Annotated in this window: 12 protein-coding genes and 1 tRNA gene; 10 read left to right on the forward strand and 3 right to left on the reverse strand. The window is 42.6% G+C overall.

Annotation, left to right across the window (positions count from 1 at the left end):
- Positions 1-17: 17 nt before the first annotated feature.
- Positions 18-362, reverse strand: a complete 345-nt coding sequence (locus PSF16_RS05370) for a YceK/YidQ family lipoprotein (protein WP_036959671.1) — start codon at positions 360-362, stop codon at positions 18-20.
- Between the two features lie 326 nt (positions 363-688).
- Between PSF16_RS05370 and PSF16_RS05375 the strand changes: the two genes are divergently transcribed.
- Positions 689-2,347, forward strand: coding sequence for a putative transporter (locus PSF16_RS05375; protein WP_006659592.1), 1,659 nt, complete (start codon positions 689-691; stop codon positions 2,345-2,347).
- Positions 2,348-2,566: 219 nt separating this feature from the next.
- Here the strand turns inward: PSF16_RS05375 and PSF16_RS05380 are convergent, their stop codons facing one another.
- Positions 2,567-3,823 (reverse strand): valine--pyruvate transaminase, encoded by a 1,257-nt coding sequence (locus PSF16_RS05380; RefSeq protein WP_272688923.1) that lies wholly within the window; start codon positions 3,821-3,823, stop codon positions 2,567-2,569.
- A gap of 205 nt (positions 3,824-4,028) precedes the next feature.
- Entirely contained in the window at positions 4,029-4,592 is a 564-nt protein-coding gene (locus PSF16_RS05385) for a DNA-3-methyladenine glycosylase I (protein WP_006659590.1), read from the reverse strand.
- 200 nt (positions 4,593-4,792) lie between these two features.
- Between PSF16_RS05385 and glyQ the strand changes: the two genes are divergently transcribed.
- From glyQ to PSF16_RS05430, 9 genes are all read left to right on the forward strand, one after another.
- Positions 4,793-5,701, forward strand: coding sequence for a glycine--tRNA ligase subunit alpha (gene glyQ, locus PSF16_RS05390; RefSeq protein WP_006659589.1), 909 nt, complete (start codon positions 4,793-4,795; stop codon positions 5,699-5,701).
- Between the two features lie 9 nt (positions 5,702-5,710).
- Entirely contained in the window at positions 5,711-7,780 is a 2,070-nt protein-coding gene (gene glyS, locus PSF16_RS05395) for a glycine--tRNA ligase subunit beta (RefSeq protein ID WP_006659588.1), read from the forward strand.
- Positions 7,781-8,010: 230 nt separating this feature from the next.
- Positions 8,011-8,087: transfer RNA gene (locus PSF16_RS05400), tRNA-Pro, on the forward strand.
- A 639-nt stretch (positions 8,088-8,726) separates the two neighbouring features.
- A complete protein-coding gene (gene dppA / locus PSF16_RS05405; RefSeq protein WP_432652904.1) occupies positions 8,727-10,325 on the forward strand; it encodes a dipeptide ABC transporter periplasmic-binding protein DppA in 1,599 nt (532 codons plus the stop codon).
- A gap of 177 nt (positions 10,326-10,502) precedes the next feature.
- On the forward strand, positions 10,503-11,522 hold the full coding sequence (gene dppB / locus PSF16_RS05410; RefSeq protein WP_272688925.1) for a dipeptide ABC transporter permease DppB: 1,020 nt from the start codon (positions 10,503-10,505) through the stop codon (positions 11,520-11,522).
- Positions 11,523-11,533: 11 nt separating this feature from the next.
- Entirely contained in the window at positions 11,534-12,436 is a 903-nt protein-coding gene (dppC, locus tag PSF16_RS05415; protein ID WP_006659584.1) for a dipeptide ABC transporter permease DppC, read from the forward strand.
- Positions 12,437-12,448: 12 nt separating this feature from the next.
- Positions 12,449-13,429, forward strand: coding sequence for a dipeptide ABC transporter ATP-binding protein (gene dppD, locus PSF16_RS05420; RefSeq protein ID WP_006659583.1), 981 nt, complete (start codon positions 12,449-12,451; stop codon positions 13,427-13,429).
- Positions 13,426-14,436, forward strand: coding sequence for a dipeptide ABC transporter ATP-binding subunit DppF (gene dppF, locus PSF16_RS05425; protein WP_006663055.1), 1,011 nt, complete (start codon positions 13,426-13,428; stop codon positions 14,434-14,436). Before dppD ends, dppF begins: the two co-directional genes overlap by 4 nt.
- A 195-nt stretch (positions 14,437-14,631) precedes the next feature.
- Positions 14,632-15,330 (forward strand): HAMP domain-containing protein, encoded by a 699-nt coding sequence (locus tag PSF16_RS05430; RefSeq protein WP_006663054.1) that lies wholly within the window; start codon positions 14,632-14,634, stop codon positions 15,328-15,330.
- The last annotated feature ends 19 nt before the right edge of the window (positions 15,331-15,349 follow it).

Consider the following 15,349-nt stretch of genomic DNA (forward strand, 5'->3'; position numbering starts at 1 on the left):
GGAGTGTCGAATAAATACTATTCAATAATGGGCTTTTCATTATGTTTTTTTGATTCTTGTTGCTTATCAAGTTGTTCTACGCGCTTTTTTGGTGATTCAGCGGTTTGAGAATCGCTGGAATGCATATAATCAATAGGGATTAATAATGTATCTACAACAGCTGTGAACGGTAAATCAATAATAAGTAACGGTTTAACAACCCAGCCAGTATCTTCATGTTGCAACATATCAATACTATTTTTAGTGCCAGGATAATAACTATCGGTAGGGCCTGCATGAGTCATAATACTTGAGCAACCGCTCAATGTAAAAATCAATGATGTGGAAAATGCTAACGACCTAAAAAAAATCAAGCTTGGCATATAATGTTGACCTACATTGAGAGGGGCTTTGTCTAACTTGAGATCATGATAACTAAAAACAAAAAATTCACAATCTCGGGAACCTATTATTATTTAAGATACACTCTGAATAATAGTTCTTTTTTGTATTATTTTATGTCGGTCATGTTAATAATTAGCAATGGAATTGTTTTATTTGTGGAATTAAGCTGCGCGATTGAATTGCTGTGAACTGTGCTCTATCACACAACTTCCCTTGTATTTATTTGGCACAATCGATTCAGTTATAAATGTAATACTCCGTATGTCCCATATTTTGGTTACTGTCGTCAAAAGGATAGCGGTCTATGAGTGAATTAGCGCTTACAGTCAGTTTATTAGCCTTAGCTGCCGCATTAGGCTTATGGATAGGTAATTGGAAAATTCGCAATGTGGGTTTAGGGATAGGTGGCGTTCTCTTCGGTGGGATCATCGTTGGGCATTTTGCACGCAGTTATGGCTTGTCTCTCAATAATGATATGCTGCATTTTATTCAAGAGTTTGGTCTTATCCTGTTTGTTTATACCATCGGGATACAAGTGGGACCCGGCTTCTTCTCCTCTTTGCGCGTTTCAGGCTTAAAACTTAACGGCTTTGCGTTGATGGTGGTTATTTTAGGTGCGGTCGTTACCGCTATTATCTATAAAATTGCCGATATTCCTTTACCGATTATTTTAGGTATCTTTTCTGGTGCTGTAACGAATACACCTTCCCTAGGTGCGGGGCAGCAAATCCTTTCTGATTTAGGTTCTGATCCTAGTTTGATCGGTCAGATGGGAATGGGATATGCCATGGCTTACCCTATGGGTATTTGCGGTATTCTTTTAGTGATGTGGCTAGTGCGAATTATTTTCCGCATTTCAGTAGAAAAAGAAGCATCAGAGTTTAATAGCACAAATGTTCAGCATAGAGACTTATTGCAAACCATGAACATTGCGGTACGTAATAGCAATCTTGATGGTTTGATGATTCAAGATATTCCTATGCTAGGTAATGAAGAAATTGTTTGCTCGCGGCTCAAGCGTGGTGAAATGCTTGTTGTGCCTCAACCAACAACGGAAATCCATCTTGGTGACTTACTGCATGTGGTTGGGCAGAAAGAGGACTTAAATAAAGTTCGTTTAATTTTAGGGGAAGAGGTAGACGCATCATTATCAACATCTAGCTCCGTATTACACTCAGTCCGAGTCGTGGTCACTAATGATGCAGTGCTAAGTAAGCGACTAAAAGAGTTGAATCTGAAGCAAAAGTACGATGTGGTCGTGACGCGTTTGAATCGAACGGGTATTGACCTGATGGCGAACAATAATTCAGTGCTGCAATTCGGTGATATTCTGAATATTGTTGGGCGCCCAGAGTCGATTGAAGCGGTAACGGCTTTACTGGGTAATGCGAAACAAAAATTACAACAAGTTCAAATGTTACCTGTGTTTATTGGGATTGGCTTAGGTGTTGTTTTAGGCTCGTTACCAATTTTTGTTCCAGGCTTTCCTGCTGCATTGAAATTAGGTTTGGCAGGAGGACCATTGGTTGTGGCTTTGATTCTTGGTCGAATAGGTACTATTGGGCGGTTGTATTGGTTTATGCCACCAAGTGCAAACTTAGCATTACGAGAACTGGGGATCGTGATGTTCCTTGCCGTGGTAGGATTAAATTCAGGTGGCAGTTTTATCGAAACTCTTATTCAAGGTGATGGGCTCAGGTGGATTGGTTATGGGATATTAATTACATTTATCCCGTTGTTCATCACGGGTCTAGTTGCTCGTATCTTCGGTAAAATGAATTATCTAAGTTTATGTGGAGTACTCGCAGGTTCAATGACGGATCCTCCTGCATTAGCCTTTGCCAATAATATTCACCCAACGAGTGGAGCTGCGGCACTTTCCTATGCAACGGTTTACCCATTAGCAATGTTTTTACGCATTATATCACCGCAGTTATTAGCCATTTTATTTTGGGCGTTATGACGATGGTTGAATGGGAAAATGAGATGTGGAGAAAAAGTATCCGTCTATATAAGGGGGTAATTGGGGCTTGTTCTCGCCATAACTGATATCAGAAAAGTGGTTTAATAACCGCGAATAACATTTGTCATGAACAAATATATTCGATTTCAATTATGGAGTTCTCGCTAATTTTGGCCCTTTCCTTGATGGAAAGGGCTTTTTTTAATCTATTAATTAGACCTAGCGTTCAGATTCTTGATAGGCTTTGTCTAACTCTTGAGCGAGGATTTGAATGCCTTGCTCAATTTTTTCTGGCTCAGGTACATAATTCATTCGCATACATTCATGTGCATGTTGCCAATCCTCTTCAAGCCCCGGGAAGAAATAGTGCCCAGGAACCATCAACACACCACGTTTTTTTAAACGACGGTAAAGTTCCAAACCGCTAATTGGCATATCTTTAAACCAGAGCCATAAGAAAATAGCGCCTTCAGGCTTATGGATGAGGCATCTATCTTCAGGAATGTAGCGGCGAATGATTTTAATAACTTCTTCAACACGCTGTTTATAAAATGGACCAACAATATTTTGAGATAGTTTAAATAAATCATCACGCTGTAGCATTTCAAGTGCGATGCTTGGACCAATACCTCCAGGGGCAAGGCTAATGATGCCATTCATATTGCTGACAGCATCAATTAAATCCTCACTACCAATGATGATGCCGCAACGTGTGCCCGGTAGACCCAGTTTTGACAGGCTCATGCACAGAATAATGTTTTCATTCCAAAATGGAGTGGCTTCACTAAAAATAATACCGGGGAAAGGAACGCCATAGGCATTATCAATCAGTAATGGAATGTTGTGCTGCTTCGCCAATTGATCGAGGTGCAGAACTTCTTCATCTGTAATCACGTTTCCTGTTGGGTTGGTTGGACGTGATACACAAATAACCCCAATGTCTTTCGTGATCTCTAGTGTATTGAAATCAACATGATACTTAAATTGTCCATCCGGTAAGAACTCAATTTGTGGCTTGTTAGCAACAAAAAGATCTTCATCCAGTCCTGAATCTGCATACCCGACATACTCTGGTGCGATAGGGAATAGAACTTTACGGGAGATACCATCTTCAAAGCGACCAGCAAGTAAGTTAAATAGATAGAAAAACGCACTTTGGCTACCGTTTGTTAGCGCAATATTTCGTGCACTGATATCCCAGCCTAGTTTCGCTTTTAGAGTTGCTGCTAGCGCTTTCAACATGGCATCTTTGCCTTGAGGACCATCATAATTACATAATGTGTCGGTTAATTGACCATTTGCACACATCTCTGCAAGGAGATCCTGAAAGTATTTGTCCATTTCGGGGATATGAGCAGGATTCCCACCACCCAGCATAATAGCGCCGGGGGTTCGAATGCCTTCATTCAAGTCTTTCATTAATTCTGAAATACCTGAATTCTTAGCAAATTTATTACCAAATTTAGAGAAATTCATTGTGTTTTTTCACGTCTATTGATGAGTTTGTTAATGGAATTTCAAACATACCGCGCTACCATCTGGAGTTCAATAGCATAGTTACAGTTATTTTTCATATAAAATATCAAATATTAATAATAAATTGGTTTTTTGAATTAACTTGTGTGTTAAATGTAGTTTATTTGAATTGCAATTTATTCGGTTATTATGGATAAACTCTGATTTATTTATATTGGCAACAACTTACTAAATGATCATTAACCATACCAGTGGCTTGCATAAAGGCGTAGCAAGTCACTGAACCAACAAATTTAAAACCTTGTTTTTTTAGGGCTTTAGAGAGTGTTTTAGACAGTTCTGTTTCCGCAGGAACTTGGGATGATTCAGTCCAGTTATTGACTTTAGGTTGATGATTAACAAACGCCCAAATAAACGTCGAAAAATCCTCACCGTGGTTTTTCATGGATAGATAAGCTTTAGCATTGGAAATAATCGCATTGATTTTTAATCGGTTACGGATAATGCGAGCGTCTTGCATCAATCGTTCTACATCGGTTTCATTCATTAAGGCAATTTTTTCGGGATCAAATTGATGGAATAGTTCTCGATAACCTTGGCGTTTTTTCAAAATGGTATACCAAGACAGCCCCGCTTGTTGCCCTTCAAGGCAGATCATTTCAAATAGTTGGTGATTATCTTTGGTAGGTTTCCCCCATTCATTATCGTGGTAGGCAATATATTCAGGGTCTTGGTTAACCCAATGGCAGCGAGTGGGCAATGTTTCCATTTTTCATCCTTTTTCTAATTATGTTCAGCTTGTGAGCAAGAATAGAATCTTTATACTGTATAAAAATACAGTTTTAAAGGGGTGAAATTAATTTTTTTTCTTTTTAGAATGATTACATATGTATTCATTGCTGTATATCTGGCGGTCAAAGGGTATACTGGTCACTTTCTTAAATTTCACGTATCGCGTGCGGATCTAACATGCAAAAGTTTGATACCAAAACCTTCCAAGGTCTTATCCTGACATTACAGGACTACTGGGCGCGCCAAGGCTGTACCATTGTTCAACCACTGGACATGGAAGTCGGCGCTGGTACTTCACACCCAATGACGTGTTTGCGCGCTTTAGGTCCAGAACCTATCGCAGCAGCTTATGTTCAGCCATCTCGTCGACCAACCGATGGTCGCTACGGTGAGAACCCAAACCGTTTACAACACTATTACCAGTTTCAGGTGATTATCAAACCTTCACCTGACAATATCCAAGAGTTGTACCTAGGCTCATTAAAAGAGCTGGGTATTGACCCTACAGTCCATGATATCCGCTTCGTTGAAGATAACTGGGAAAACCCAACATTAGGTGCTTGGGGCTTGGGCTGGGAAGTGTGGTTAAATGGAATGGAGGTGACTCAGTTCACTTATTTCCAACAAGTAGGTGGCTTGGAGTGTAAACCGGTTACCGGTGAGATCACTTACGGTCTTGAGCGTCTTGCGATGTATATTCAAGGCGTTGATAGCGTGTACGATTTGGTTTGGTGTGATGGCCCTCTAGGCAAGACCACTTATGGTGATATTTATCATCAAAACGAAGTTGAACAGTCTACTTATAACTTTGAGCATGCAAATGTTGAGTTTTTATTCAAATGCTTTGAAGAGTATGAGAAAGAAGCCCAATACCTGCTCGCTTTAGAAACGCCACTGCCACTGCCGGCCTACGAGCGTATTTTGAAAGCGGCTCACACCTTTAACTTACTGGATGCCCGTAAAGCAATTTCAGTAACCGAACGCCAGCGTTATATTTTACGCATTCGCACCCTGACTAAAGGGGTCGCAGAAGCTTATTATGCTTCTCGTGAAGCGCTGGGTTTCCCTATGTGTCATAAGAACTAAGAGGCTGTCATGACTCAACAGACTTTCCTTGTGGAAATCGGTACAGAAGAGTTACCGCCGAAGGCTCTTCGTTCTCTTGCAGAATCATTCGCAGCCAACTTTACGGCTGAATTAGATAGTGCAGATATTACTCACGGTGCGGTGAATTGGTTCGCTGCACCTCGCCGTTTAGCGTTGAAAGTAGAAAGCTTAGCCGCAGCTCAGCCAGATCGTGAAGTTGAAAAACGTGGTCCAGCGATTTCGCAAGCGTTTGATGCGGAAGGTAAACCAACAAAAGCAGCTGAAGGTTGGGCACGTGGTTGCGGTATTACAGTCGACCAAGCGGAACGCTTAACAACCGATAAGGGTGAATGGTTACTTTATCGTGCTCAAATGAAAGGGCAGCCTGTCAGTGAATTACTGATTGATATGGTAAGCCGATCTCTGGCGAAATTACCTATCCCTAAATTAATGCGTTGGGCAGATAAAGACACTCAGTTTGTGCGTCCTGTTCATACGGTCACGTTACTGTTGGGTAGTGATATCGTTAACGGTGAGATTCTTGGTATTAAGAGCGACCGTATTATTCGTGGTCACCGCTTTATGGGTGAAGCTGAATTCACCATTGATAACGCGGAGCAATACCCAGAAATTTTACGCACACGTGGTAAAGTGATTGCGGATTACGCTGAGCGTAAAGCGATAATTATTGCGAACGCAGAAAAAGCAGCTAAAGCGTTAGGCGGTAAAGCAGATCTCACAGACAGCTTAGTTGAAGAAGTCACCTCTTTGGTTGAATGGCCAGTGGTACTAACAGCAAAATTCGAAGATAAATTCTTAGAAGTTCCTGCTGAAGCATTGGTGTACACCATGAAGGGCGACCAAAAATATTTCCCTGTCTATGATGATGCTGGCAAGTTAATGCCAAACTTTATCTTTGTGGCAAATATTGAGTCATCAGATCCTCAGCAAATTATTTCCGGTAACGAAAAAGTTGTTCGCCCGCGTTTAGCGGATGCGGAGTTTTTCTTCAAAACCGACCGTAAACAGCGTCTAGAAGATAATTTACCACGTTTAGAAACTGTACTGTTCCAGCAACAGCTGGGAACCCTGCGTGATAAAACTGACCGTTTAGAAGCGTTAGCGGGTTGGATTGCAAGTAAAATCGGTGCAGATGTTAATCATGCAACTCGTGCTGGTTTACTGGCAAAATGTGACTTAATGACCAACATGGTCTTTGAATTCACAGACACTCAAGGTGTCATGGGAATGCACTATGCTCGCCATGACGGTGAGTCAGAAGATGTTGCTCTTGCACTGAAAGAACAATATCAACCGCGTTTTGCGGGGGATGAACTGCCATCTACCGATGTTTCTGCGGCATTAGCATTAGCAGAAAAAATGGATACCCTCGCAGGTATTTTCGGTATCGGCCAGCATCCGAAAGGGGATAAAGACCCATTCGCTCTGCGCCGTGCGGCATTAGGTGTGTTACGTATTATCGTTGAAAAAGGCTATCAGCTTGATCTTGTGGAAATGACCCAAGAAGCTGTGCGTCTGTATGGCGATAAACTAACTAACAAAAATGTCGTGGAAGATGTGGTTGAGTTCATGCTGGGTCGCTTCCGTTCTTGGTACCAAGAACTAGGCTACAGCATCGATACCATCCAAGCGGTATTAGCTCGTCGCCCAACTCAGCCTGCTGACTTTGATGCTCGTGTTAAAGCAGTGACTCACTTCCGCTCTTTAGAAGAAGCACAAACGCTGGCAGCCGCCAATAAACGTGTTTCTAATATTCTGAGCAAGTCAGAAGAAAAACTCGCCGATAGCGTGTTAGCTTCTGTACTGAAAACCCCAGAAGAAGTGAAGTTAGCAACTCACGTTGTGGTACTGCAAGACAAGTTAGCGCCAATGTTTGCTGAACGTAACTACCAAGAAGCATTGGTTGAGTTAGCCTCTTTACGTGAAGTGGTTGATGAATTCTTTGCGAACGTCATGGTAATGGATGAAGATCCTGCGGTACGTATTAACCGTTTAACCCTGTTAAGCCAGCTTCGCGAGTTATTCTTAAAAGTAGCAGATATCTCTCTGTTGCAATAGGTTGATTTTTAGTCAGTTATTTTTGATTAAAAAAATGATTGAATAAATATTGCCTTCCCAGTGATTGGGATAAATAAGCGCTAAATATTTTTAGCGCTTATTTTTTGTCCTAAAATAGGCTTAAAATTAAGAAACCATACCATTTTGATGGTTTTATCAGCATACGAACGGTTTTCACTAAAAATAGGGTTGACGATCCCCATTCTTGGCAGTATTATTCACACCGTTTTCGGCGAGTAGCGCAGCTTGGTAGCGCAACTGGTTTGGGACCAGTGGGTCGGAGGTTCGAATCCTCTCTCGCCGACCAAATTCCAAAACCCACCTCATAGAGGTGGGTTTTTTCGTTTATAGTTTCCTTCATTTTTCTTTTCTTTCTTCTGTTGTTCTTTGCACACAAATAAGACGATGTTTTTTCAGTCCATATCTTCAATTCAAATTCACTTCAAAGCACACTTTCATTATGCGATTGGTATTTTCACCCGCGATCCCGTGAAAATAGGAATATGATATATAAATTCGCTAATAATTATTTTTAGTATAAAAAACATGCAAAACAATCAGCTATCAAATAGTTTTATACAAATTCTATTTAGCGTTTTATGTTGCAGTTTTTTGTATTGCCCACCATTTCCGCTCAGTAATTCAGCACTTAATCACAAATATACAAATAATTAACGTCCCTATAAAAATCTATTCAGTAATGTTTCTGTGGTTATAACCGCTGGTTAATAAACATTTTCGTAACATATCAGGCTATATTTACACCAAAATAATCCGAAATGTGTCATTTAAGCCAAATTGTTACAGAGAATAATGCTATTGACGAAATGTATTCCAGTTGATTAATTGCACAGTGAATAACAAAAAAATACAGATACGACATCTGTCTTGTTCAAGGCGGATTTCAGTATTCGATAAAACAACATACACCACAGGAGCATTACCAATGACGCTCTCGATGAAAAAGACAGTAGGCTTAACATTAGCTGCTTTGGCTGTGTCTGCCTCAGTACAGGCTAAAACACTGGTTTATTGTTCTGAAGGTTCACCTGAAGGGTTTAACCCGCAGTTGTTTACCTCTGGGACAACTTATGATGCGAGTTCTATTCCTCTGTATAACCGCTTAGTTGAATTTAAATTGGGCACCACTGAAATTGAGCCTGGTTTAGCAGAGAGTTGGGAAGTGAGTGACGATGGCAAAGTGTACACCTTCCATCTGCGCAAAGGCGTGAAGTGGCATTCAAATAAAGATTTCAAGCCAAGCCGTGACTTGAATGCGGATGATGTTATTTACACATTCATGCGCCAGAAAGATCCAAATCACCCATATCACAAAGTTTCTGGCGGTAGCTATGAGTACTTCATGGGGATGGACATGGATAAGATCATCGACAAAGTTGAGAAAGTCGATGACAACACCGTTCGCATCACACTAACTCGTCCTGAAGCACCATTCTTAGCTGATATGGCAATGGACTTCGCTTCCATTTTATCTGCGGAATATGCTGATCAAATGTTGAAAGCGAAAACGCCTGAGAAAGTTGATTTAAACCCAATCGGAACAGGTCCTTTTGAGCTGCAACAGTACCAGAAAGATTCTCGTATTCTGTACAAAGCGAACAAAGACTACTGGGGCAATGTACCGAAGATTGATCGCTTAGTATTCTCTATCACTCCTGATGCATCAGTGCGTTATGCAAAACTGCAAAAAAATGAGTGCCAAGTTATGCCGTATCCAAATCCGGCAGACTTAGAACGCATGAAAGCAGATAAAGAAATTACGTTAATGGAGCAGCCAGGTCTGAACGTAGGTTACCTTTCTTATAACGTTGAGAAAAAACCACTGGATAACCAAAAAGTTCGCCAAGCGCTATCGATGGCTGTAAATAAAGACGCCATCATCCAAGCGGTTTATCAGGGCGCGGGTCAAAAAGCGAAAAACTTAATTCCACCAACAATGTGGGGTTATAACGACGCGATTAAAGATACCGAATACAACCCAGAAAAAGCGAAAAAACTGCTGGCGGAAGCGGGCTTCCCTGAAGGGTTTGAAATCGATCTGTGGGCGATGCCAGTACAACGTCCATATAACCCAAATGCGCGCAGAATGGCAGAAATGATCCAAGCTGACTGGGCGAAAATTGGCGTTAAATCGAAAGTTGTTAGCTACGAGTGGGGTGAATACCTGAAACGAGCTAAGAGCGGCGAGCCACAAACTGTAATGATGGGTTGGACTGGGGACAATGGTGACCCTGATAACTTCTTCGCGACATTGTTCAGCTGCGCAGCGAAAAAACAGGGTTCAAACTACTCTAAATGGTGTGATCAAAGCTTTGAAGACGTGATTCAACCTGCACGTATGACATCCGATCACAACAAACGTGTTGAGCTATACAAACAAGCTCAAGTGGTGATGAACGAGCAAGCACCAGCGCTGATCATCGCTCACTCCACGGTATTTGAGCCTGTGCGTAAAGAAGTGAAAGGTTACGTGGTTGATCCATTAGGTAAACACCACTTCGAAAACGTAGACATTGATAAGTAATTGTTTTTAATCTGTAAATGCCCTTCGTTGCCTCTTTGCAGCGGAGGGCGTTTTCTCCTCTGACATTCAGAAGAAACAGATAAATTTAGTTATTTGTGAGCAGATGAAAACGTTGTTTTTTCTGACCAGCCAAGCGGACTAAGAGCCGTCGACGGCATTATTAAAGAGACTCAGGATATGCTGCAATTTATCCTCCGACGATTCGGGCTCGTGATCCCCACCTTTATCGGTATCACGCTACTTACATTTGCTTTCGTTCATATGATCCCAGGTGACCCAGTCATGATTATGGCGGGCGAACGAGGATTATCTCCAGAAAGACACGCCTATTTAATGGCTGAATTAGGACTCGACCAGCCACTTTGGAAACAATACCTCCATTATCTGAACGGTGTACTGCACGGTGATTTAGGGATCTCCTTAAAAAGCCGCATTGGCGTTTGGGAGGAATTTTTACCTCGCTTCCTAGCCACGGTCGAATTGGCGACGTGTGCAATGATTTTCGCTGTTTCTGTGGGGATCCCTGTTGGGGTGTTAGCTGCGGTTAAGCGTGGTTCTATTTTCGATCACACAGCGATCGGTGTTTCATTAACAGGCTACTCAATGCCAATTTTCTGGTGGGGGATCATGTTGATCATGCTGGTTTCGGTCCAGTGGGATCTGACGCCTGTCGCCGGAAGGGTTAGCGACACGGTCTTCCTTGATGACGCTAATCCACTCACTGGATTCATGTTAATTGATACCCTCATTTGGGGGGAAGCTGGTGACTTCAAAGATGCGGTTGAACATTTGATTTTACCTTCTATTGTCCTTGGAACTATCCCGCTAGCCGTGATTGTGCGCATGACGCGTTCTGCCATGTTGGAAGTATTAGGGGAAGATTATATTCGTACTGCGCGCGCAAAAGGTGTCAGCCGTGCACGTGTGATTTTAATTCACGCGCTGCGTAATGCGCTGCTGCCGGTAGTGACGGTGATCGGTTTGCAGGTGGGGGTAATGCTTGCAGGGGCTATTTTGACCGAAACGATATTCTCATGGCCAGGATTAGGTCGTTGGTTAATTGAAGGATTACAACGTCGAGATTACCCCGTCGTTCAAGGGGGTGTATTACTCGTCGCCACCTTGATTATCTTCGTTAACTTAGTGGTTGATGTGCTGTATGGCATTGTTAACCCTCGTATTCGTCATAAAAAATAAGGAGCGCAAGAATGTCTCAAACAACTGAGTCTAAAGCTGTCAGCGCCCCGAAGCCGATGACACCCTTACAAGAATTTTGGCATTACTTTAAGCGCAATAAAGGCGCTGTCGTAGGCATGTTCTACATTATTTTGATGGTATTAATCGCTATTTTTGCTGGCGTATTAGCACCTCATGCTCCAGATGAGCAGTTCCGTCAGGCGTTGTTGACTCCGCCAGTTTGGGAAGACGGAGGTTCATGGGAGTTTATCCTTGGGACGGATGATGTGGGGCGTGATCTCTTATCCCGACTGATGTATGGCGCAAGACTTTCTTTGTTAGTCGGCTGTTTAGTCGTTGTGTTATCCCTGATAATGGGTGTAACGATTGGGGTGATTGCGGGTTATTTTGGTGGTGTGGTTGATGCGCTGATTATGCGTGTGGTCGACATCATGTTAGCGCTGCCAAGTTTATTATTAGCATTAGTTCTAGTCGCAATTTTTGGTCCTTCCATTGTCAATGCCTCGATAGCGTTAACCTTTGTCGCATTACCGCACTACATTCGTTTGACGCGAGCCGCGGTGTTAGTAGAGGTTAACCGAGACTATGTGACTGCTTCTAGAGTTGCTGGAGCAGGTGCATTCCGTCAAATGTTCGTCAATATTTTACCTAACTGTTTAGCACCGCTGATTGTGCAGGCGTCGTTAGGATTTTCAAATGCCATTCTAGATATGGCTGCACTGGGTTTTCTGGGAATGGGGGCTCAGCCGCCAACACCAGAATGGGGAACGATGTTGTCTGACGTGTTGCAGTTTGCACAAAGCGCATGGTGGGTTGTTACGTTCCCTGGATTAGCAATTTTATTAACGGTATTAGCGTTTAACCTGATGGGTGATGGTTTGCGTGACGCCTTTGATCCAAAACTCAAGCAGTGATGAGGTAATCTAATGGCATTGTTAAATGTAGAACAACTCTCTGTTCACTTTGGTGACGAAGAGACCCCATTTCGCGCCGTTGACCGCATCAGCTATCAAGTTGAGAAAGGACAAGTGGTAGGAATTGTGGGTGAGTCTGGTTCCGGTAAATCGGTTAGTTCTCTTGCGATTATGGGGTTAATTGATTACCCCGGAAAAGTGATGGCACAATCACTGCAGTTTGATGGGCGTGATCTCCTGTCCATACCTGAAAAAGAACGTCGTCAAATTGTCGGTGCAGATGTGGCCATGATTTTCCAAGATCCGATGACCAGTCTGAACCCTTGCTTTACCGTTGGCTACCAGATTATGGAAGCGTTGAAAGTCCATCAAGGTGGCAGTAGAAGCACGCGTAAACAGCGCGCCGTTGATCTCTTAAATATGGTGGGAATTCCCGATCCGCATTCTCGTCTTGACGTTTATCCTCATCAATTATCTGGAGGGATGAGCCAACGAATTATGATTGCGATGGCAATTGCTTGTCGTCCTAAGTTGTTGATTGCAGATGAACCAACCACGGCCCTAGACGTGACGATTCAAGCTCAGATCATCGAGCTATTATTGGAATTACAACAACAAGAAAATATGGCGTTAGTGTTGATCACCCATGACTTAGCTTTAGTCTCAGAAGCAGCACATCACATTATCGTGATGTATGCAGGGCAAGTGGTGGAGTCGGCAAAAGCGAAGGATATTTTTAAACATCCAAGACACCCCTACACACAAGCGCTATTGCGTGCGTTGCCTGAGTTTGCCAGTAATAAATCTCGCTTGGCGTCATTGCCGGGTGTCGTACCTGGTAAATATGATCGCCCTGAAGGGTGTTTGCTCAATCCTCGTTGCCCGTACGCGACGGATCGTTGCCGCCAAGAAGAGCCTGCATTGCAGACCATTGGCGACCGTCAGGTGAAATGTCATATGCCACTGGATGATATGGGGAGACCAACGCTATGAGTGAACAACATTCCAAAGGAATGCCGTTATTAAAAGCGGTAGATTTGAAAAAATACTATTCAGTGAAAGGGGGCGTTTTCTCAAAGGAGAAAACCCTGAAAGCACTTGATGGCGTCTCTTTTGAGTTAGAAAAGGGAAAAACATTGGCGGTGGTTGGGGAGTCAGGCTGTGGTAAATCCACACTTGGTCGCTTACTCACGATGATTGAGCAGCCTTCCGAGGGTGAGCTGTATTATCGCGACCAAAACTTGCTGATCAAAGATAAATCGGCGGAGAAGTTACGTCGTCAAAAAATTCAAATCGTCTTTCAAAACCCCTATGGTTCATTGAACCCACGTAAAAAAGTGGGGCAAATTTTGGAAGAGCCCTTATTGATTAACACTTCCTTGTCTAAAGAACAGCGTAAAGAAAAAGTGTTATCGATGATGGCTAAAGTGGGGCTAAAAACCGAACATTATAGTCGCTATCCACATATGTTTTCGGGCGGGCAACGTCAGCGTATCGCGATTGCTCGTGGCTTGATGTTAGATCCTGATGTGGTTGTGGCGGATGAACCCGTTTCGGCATTGGACGTTTCTGTGCGTGCTCAAGTTTTGAACCTCATGATGGATTTGCAGCAAGAATTGGGGCTTTCCTACGTTTTCATCTCCCATGATCTGTCAGTCGTAGAACACATTGCGGACGAAGTGATGGTGATGTATTTGGGGCGTTGTGTAGAAAAAGGGACGAAAGAGCAGATTTTTAATAATCCTCAACATCCTTATACTCAAGCGCTGTTATCTGCGACACCACGTTTGAATCCAGACCAACGCCGTGAGCGAATCAAATTAACGGGGGAACTACCCAGCCCGCTTAATCCACCTCCAGGGTGTGCATTTGCAGCGCGTTGTCGACGAGCGTTCGGTCCATGTACCCAATCTCAGCCTGCGTTGAAAAATTATCGAGAGCAATTAGTGGCGTGTTTTGCTGTCGAAGAAGACGAAAAACAAGCAGTGGTCGTGAATTAACGACTTTAGACGGCAGAAAACAGACTTTCTGCCGTTTCCTCATCCTGTTTATACTCACTTTAGCGGTTAATTTGGAGCTTATCCTAAATATGTGATCTTTCTTTTTTAAAGATGCTCTTTTATACGGAAAATCAAGTATACTGTTCGTCCGATTTTTTTCTTTAAAAAGCAGCTTGATTAGGAAGGTTGTGGGAAATGAACACTCGTGTCCAACGTTCACTCACGTTTAAGAGCATGATCGTATTCTTTGTGATTACGTTGCTTTTTCTTGCACTTTTTTTGTCCATTCAATTTACTTACCTGTTAGAACAGCGCAAACAAGACTATTTAAATCAATTAAGTAATGCTGTAGTTCAAGTCCAAAAACCATTAACGGACTCGCTACTCAGTTCTGATTTAAATGAAGTCAAAAGGCTTCTTGTCAGCCTGAAAACCTCAGGAATTATGGGGAAGGCGATTGTGACGGTAGATAATGCGACGGTGATGAATCTCAGCTTCGCCACGCCAAAGCCGATCCCTGAATGGTCTTTGCCTCTTATCGGTATTCCTGTGGAAATGACGGTACCTTTGTATGCCTATGGCACCATGGCTCCACAAGCGAAGCCTCAAGGTTATTTGACGTTACAAGTGGATTCTAATCGGGTATACCGTTTTGCTCTCAACACATTTGCACTGTTAATAACAACTTATTTGCTGTTAGCGCTGATCATTGCTATTGCGATGACATGGTGTGTGAGCCGCATGATTGTACGCCCACTACGTAAAATTGCGGGCGAATTGCAAGCAAATCAACAGGTCGATCACCTAGAGGTTTCTCAATATCATCAAGATGATGAGATAGGGTTATTGGCGAAAGGTTATAATCGTCAAATAAAACGACAAAATTCAGATTAAGCCATGAACATGTTATAAG

Origin of the sequence: Providencia sp. PROV033 (genome assembly GCF_028484855.1) — a bacterium.
Taxonomy (GTDB): domain Bacteria; phylum Pseudomonadota; class Gammaproteobacteria; order Enterobacterales; family Enterobacteriaceae; genus Providencia; species Providencia alcalifaciens.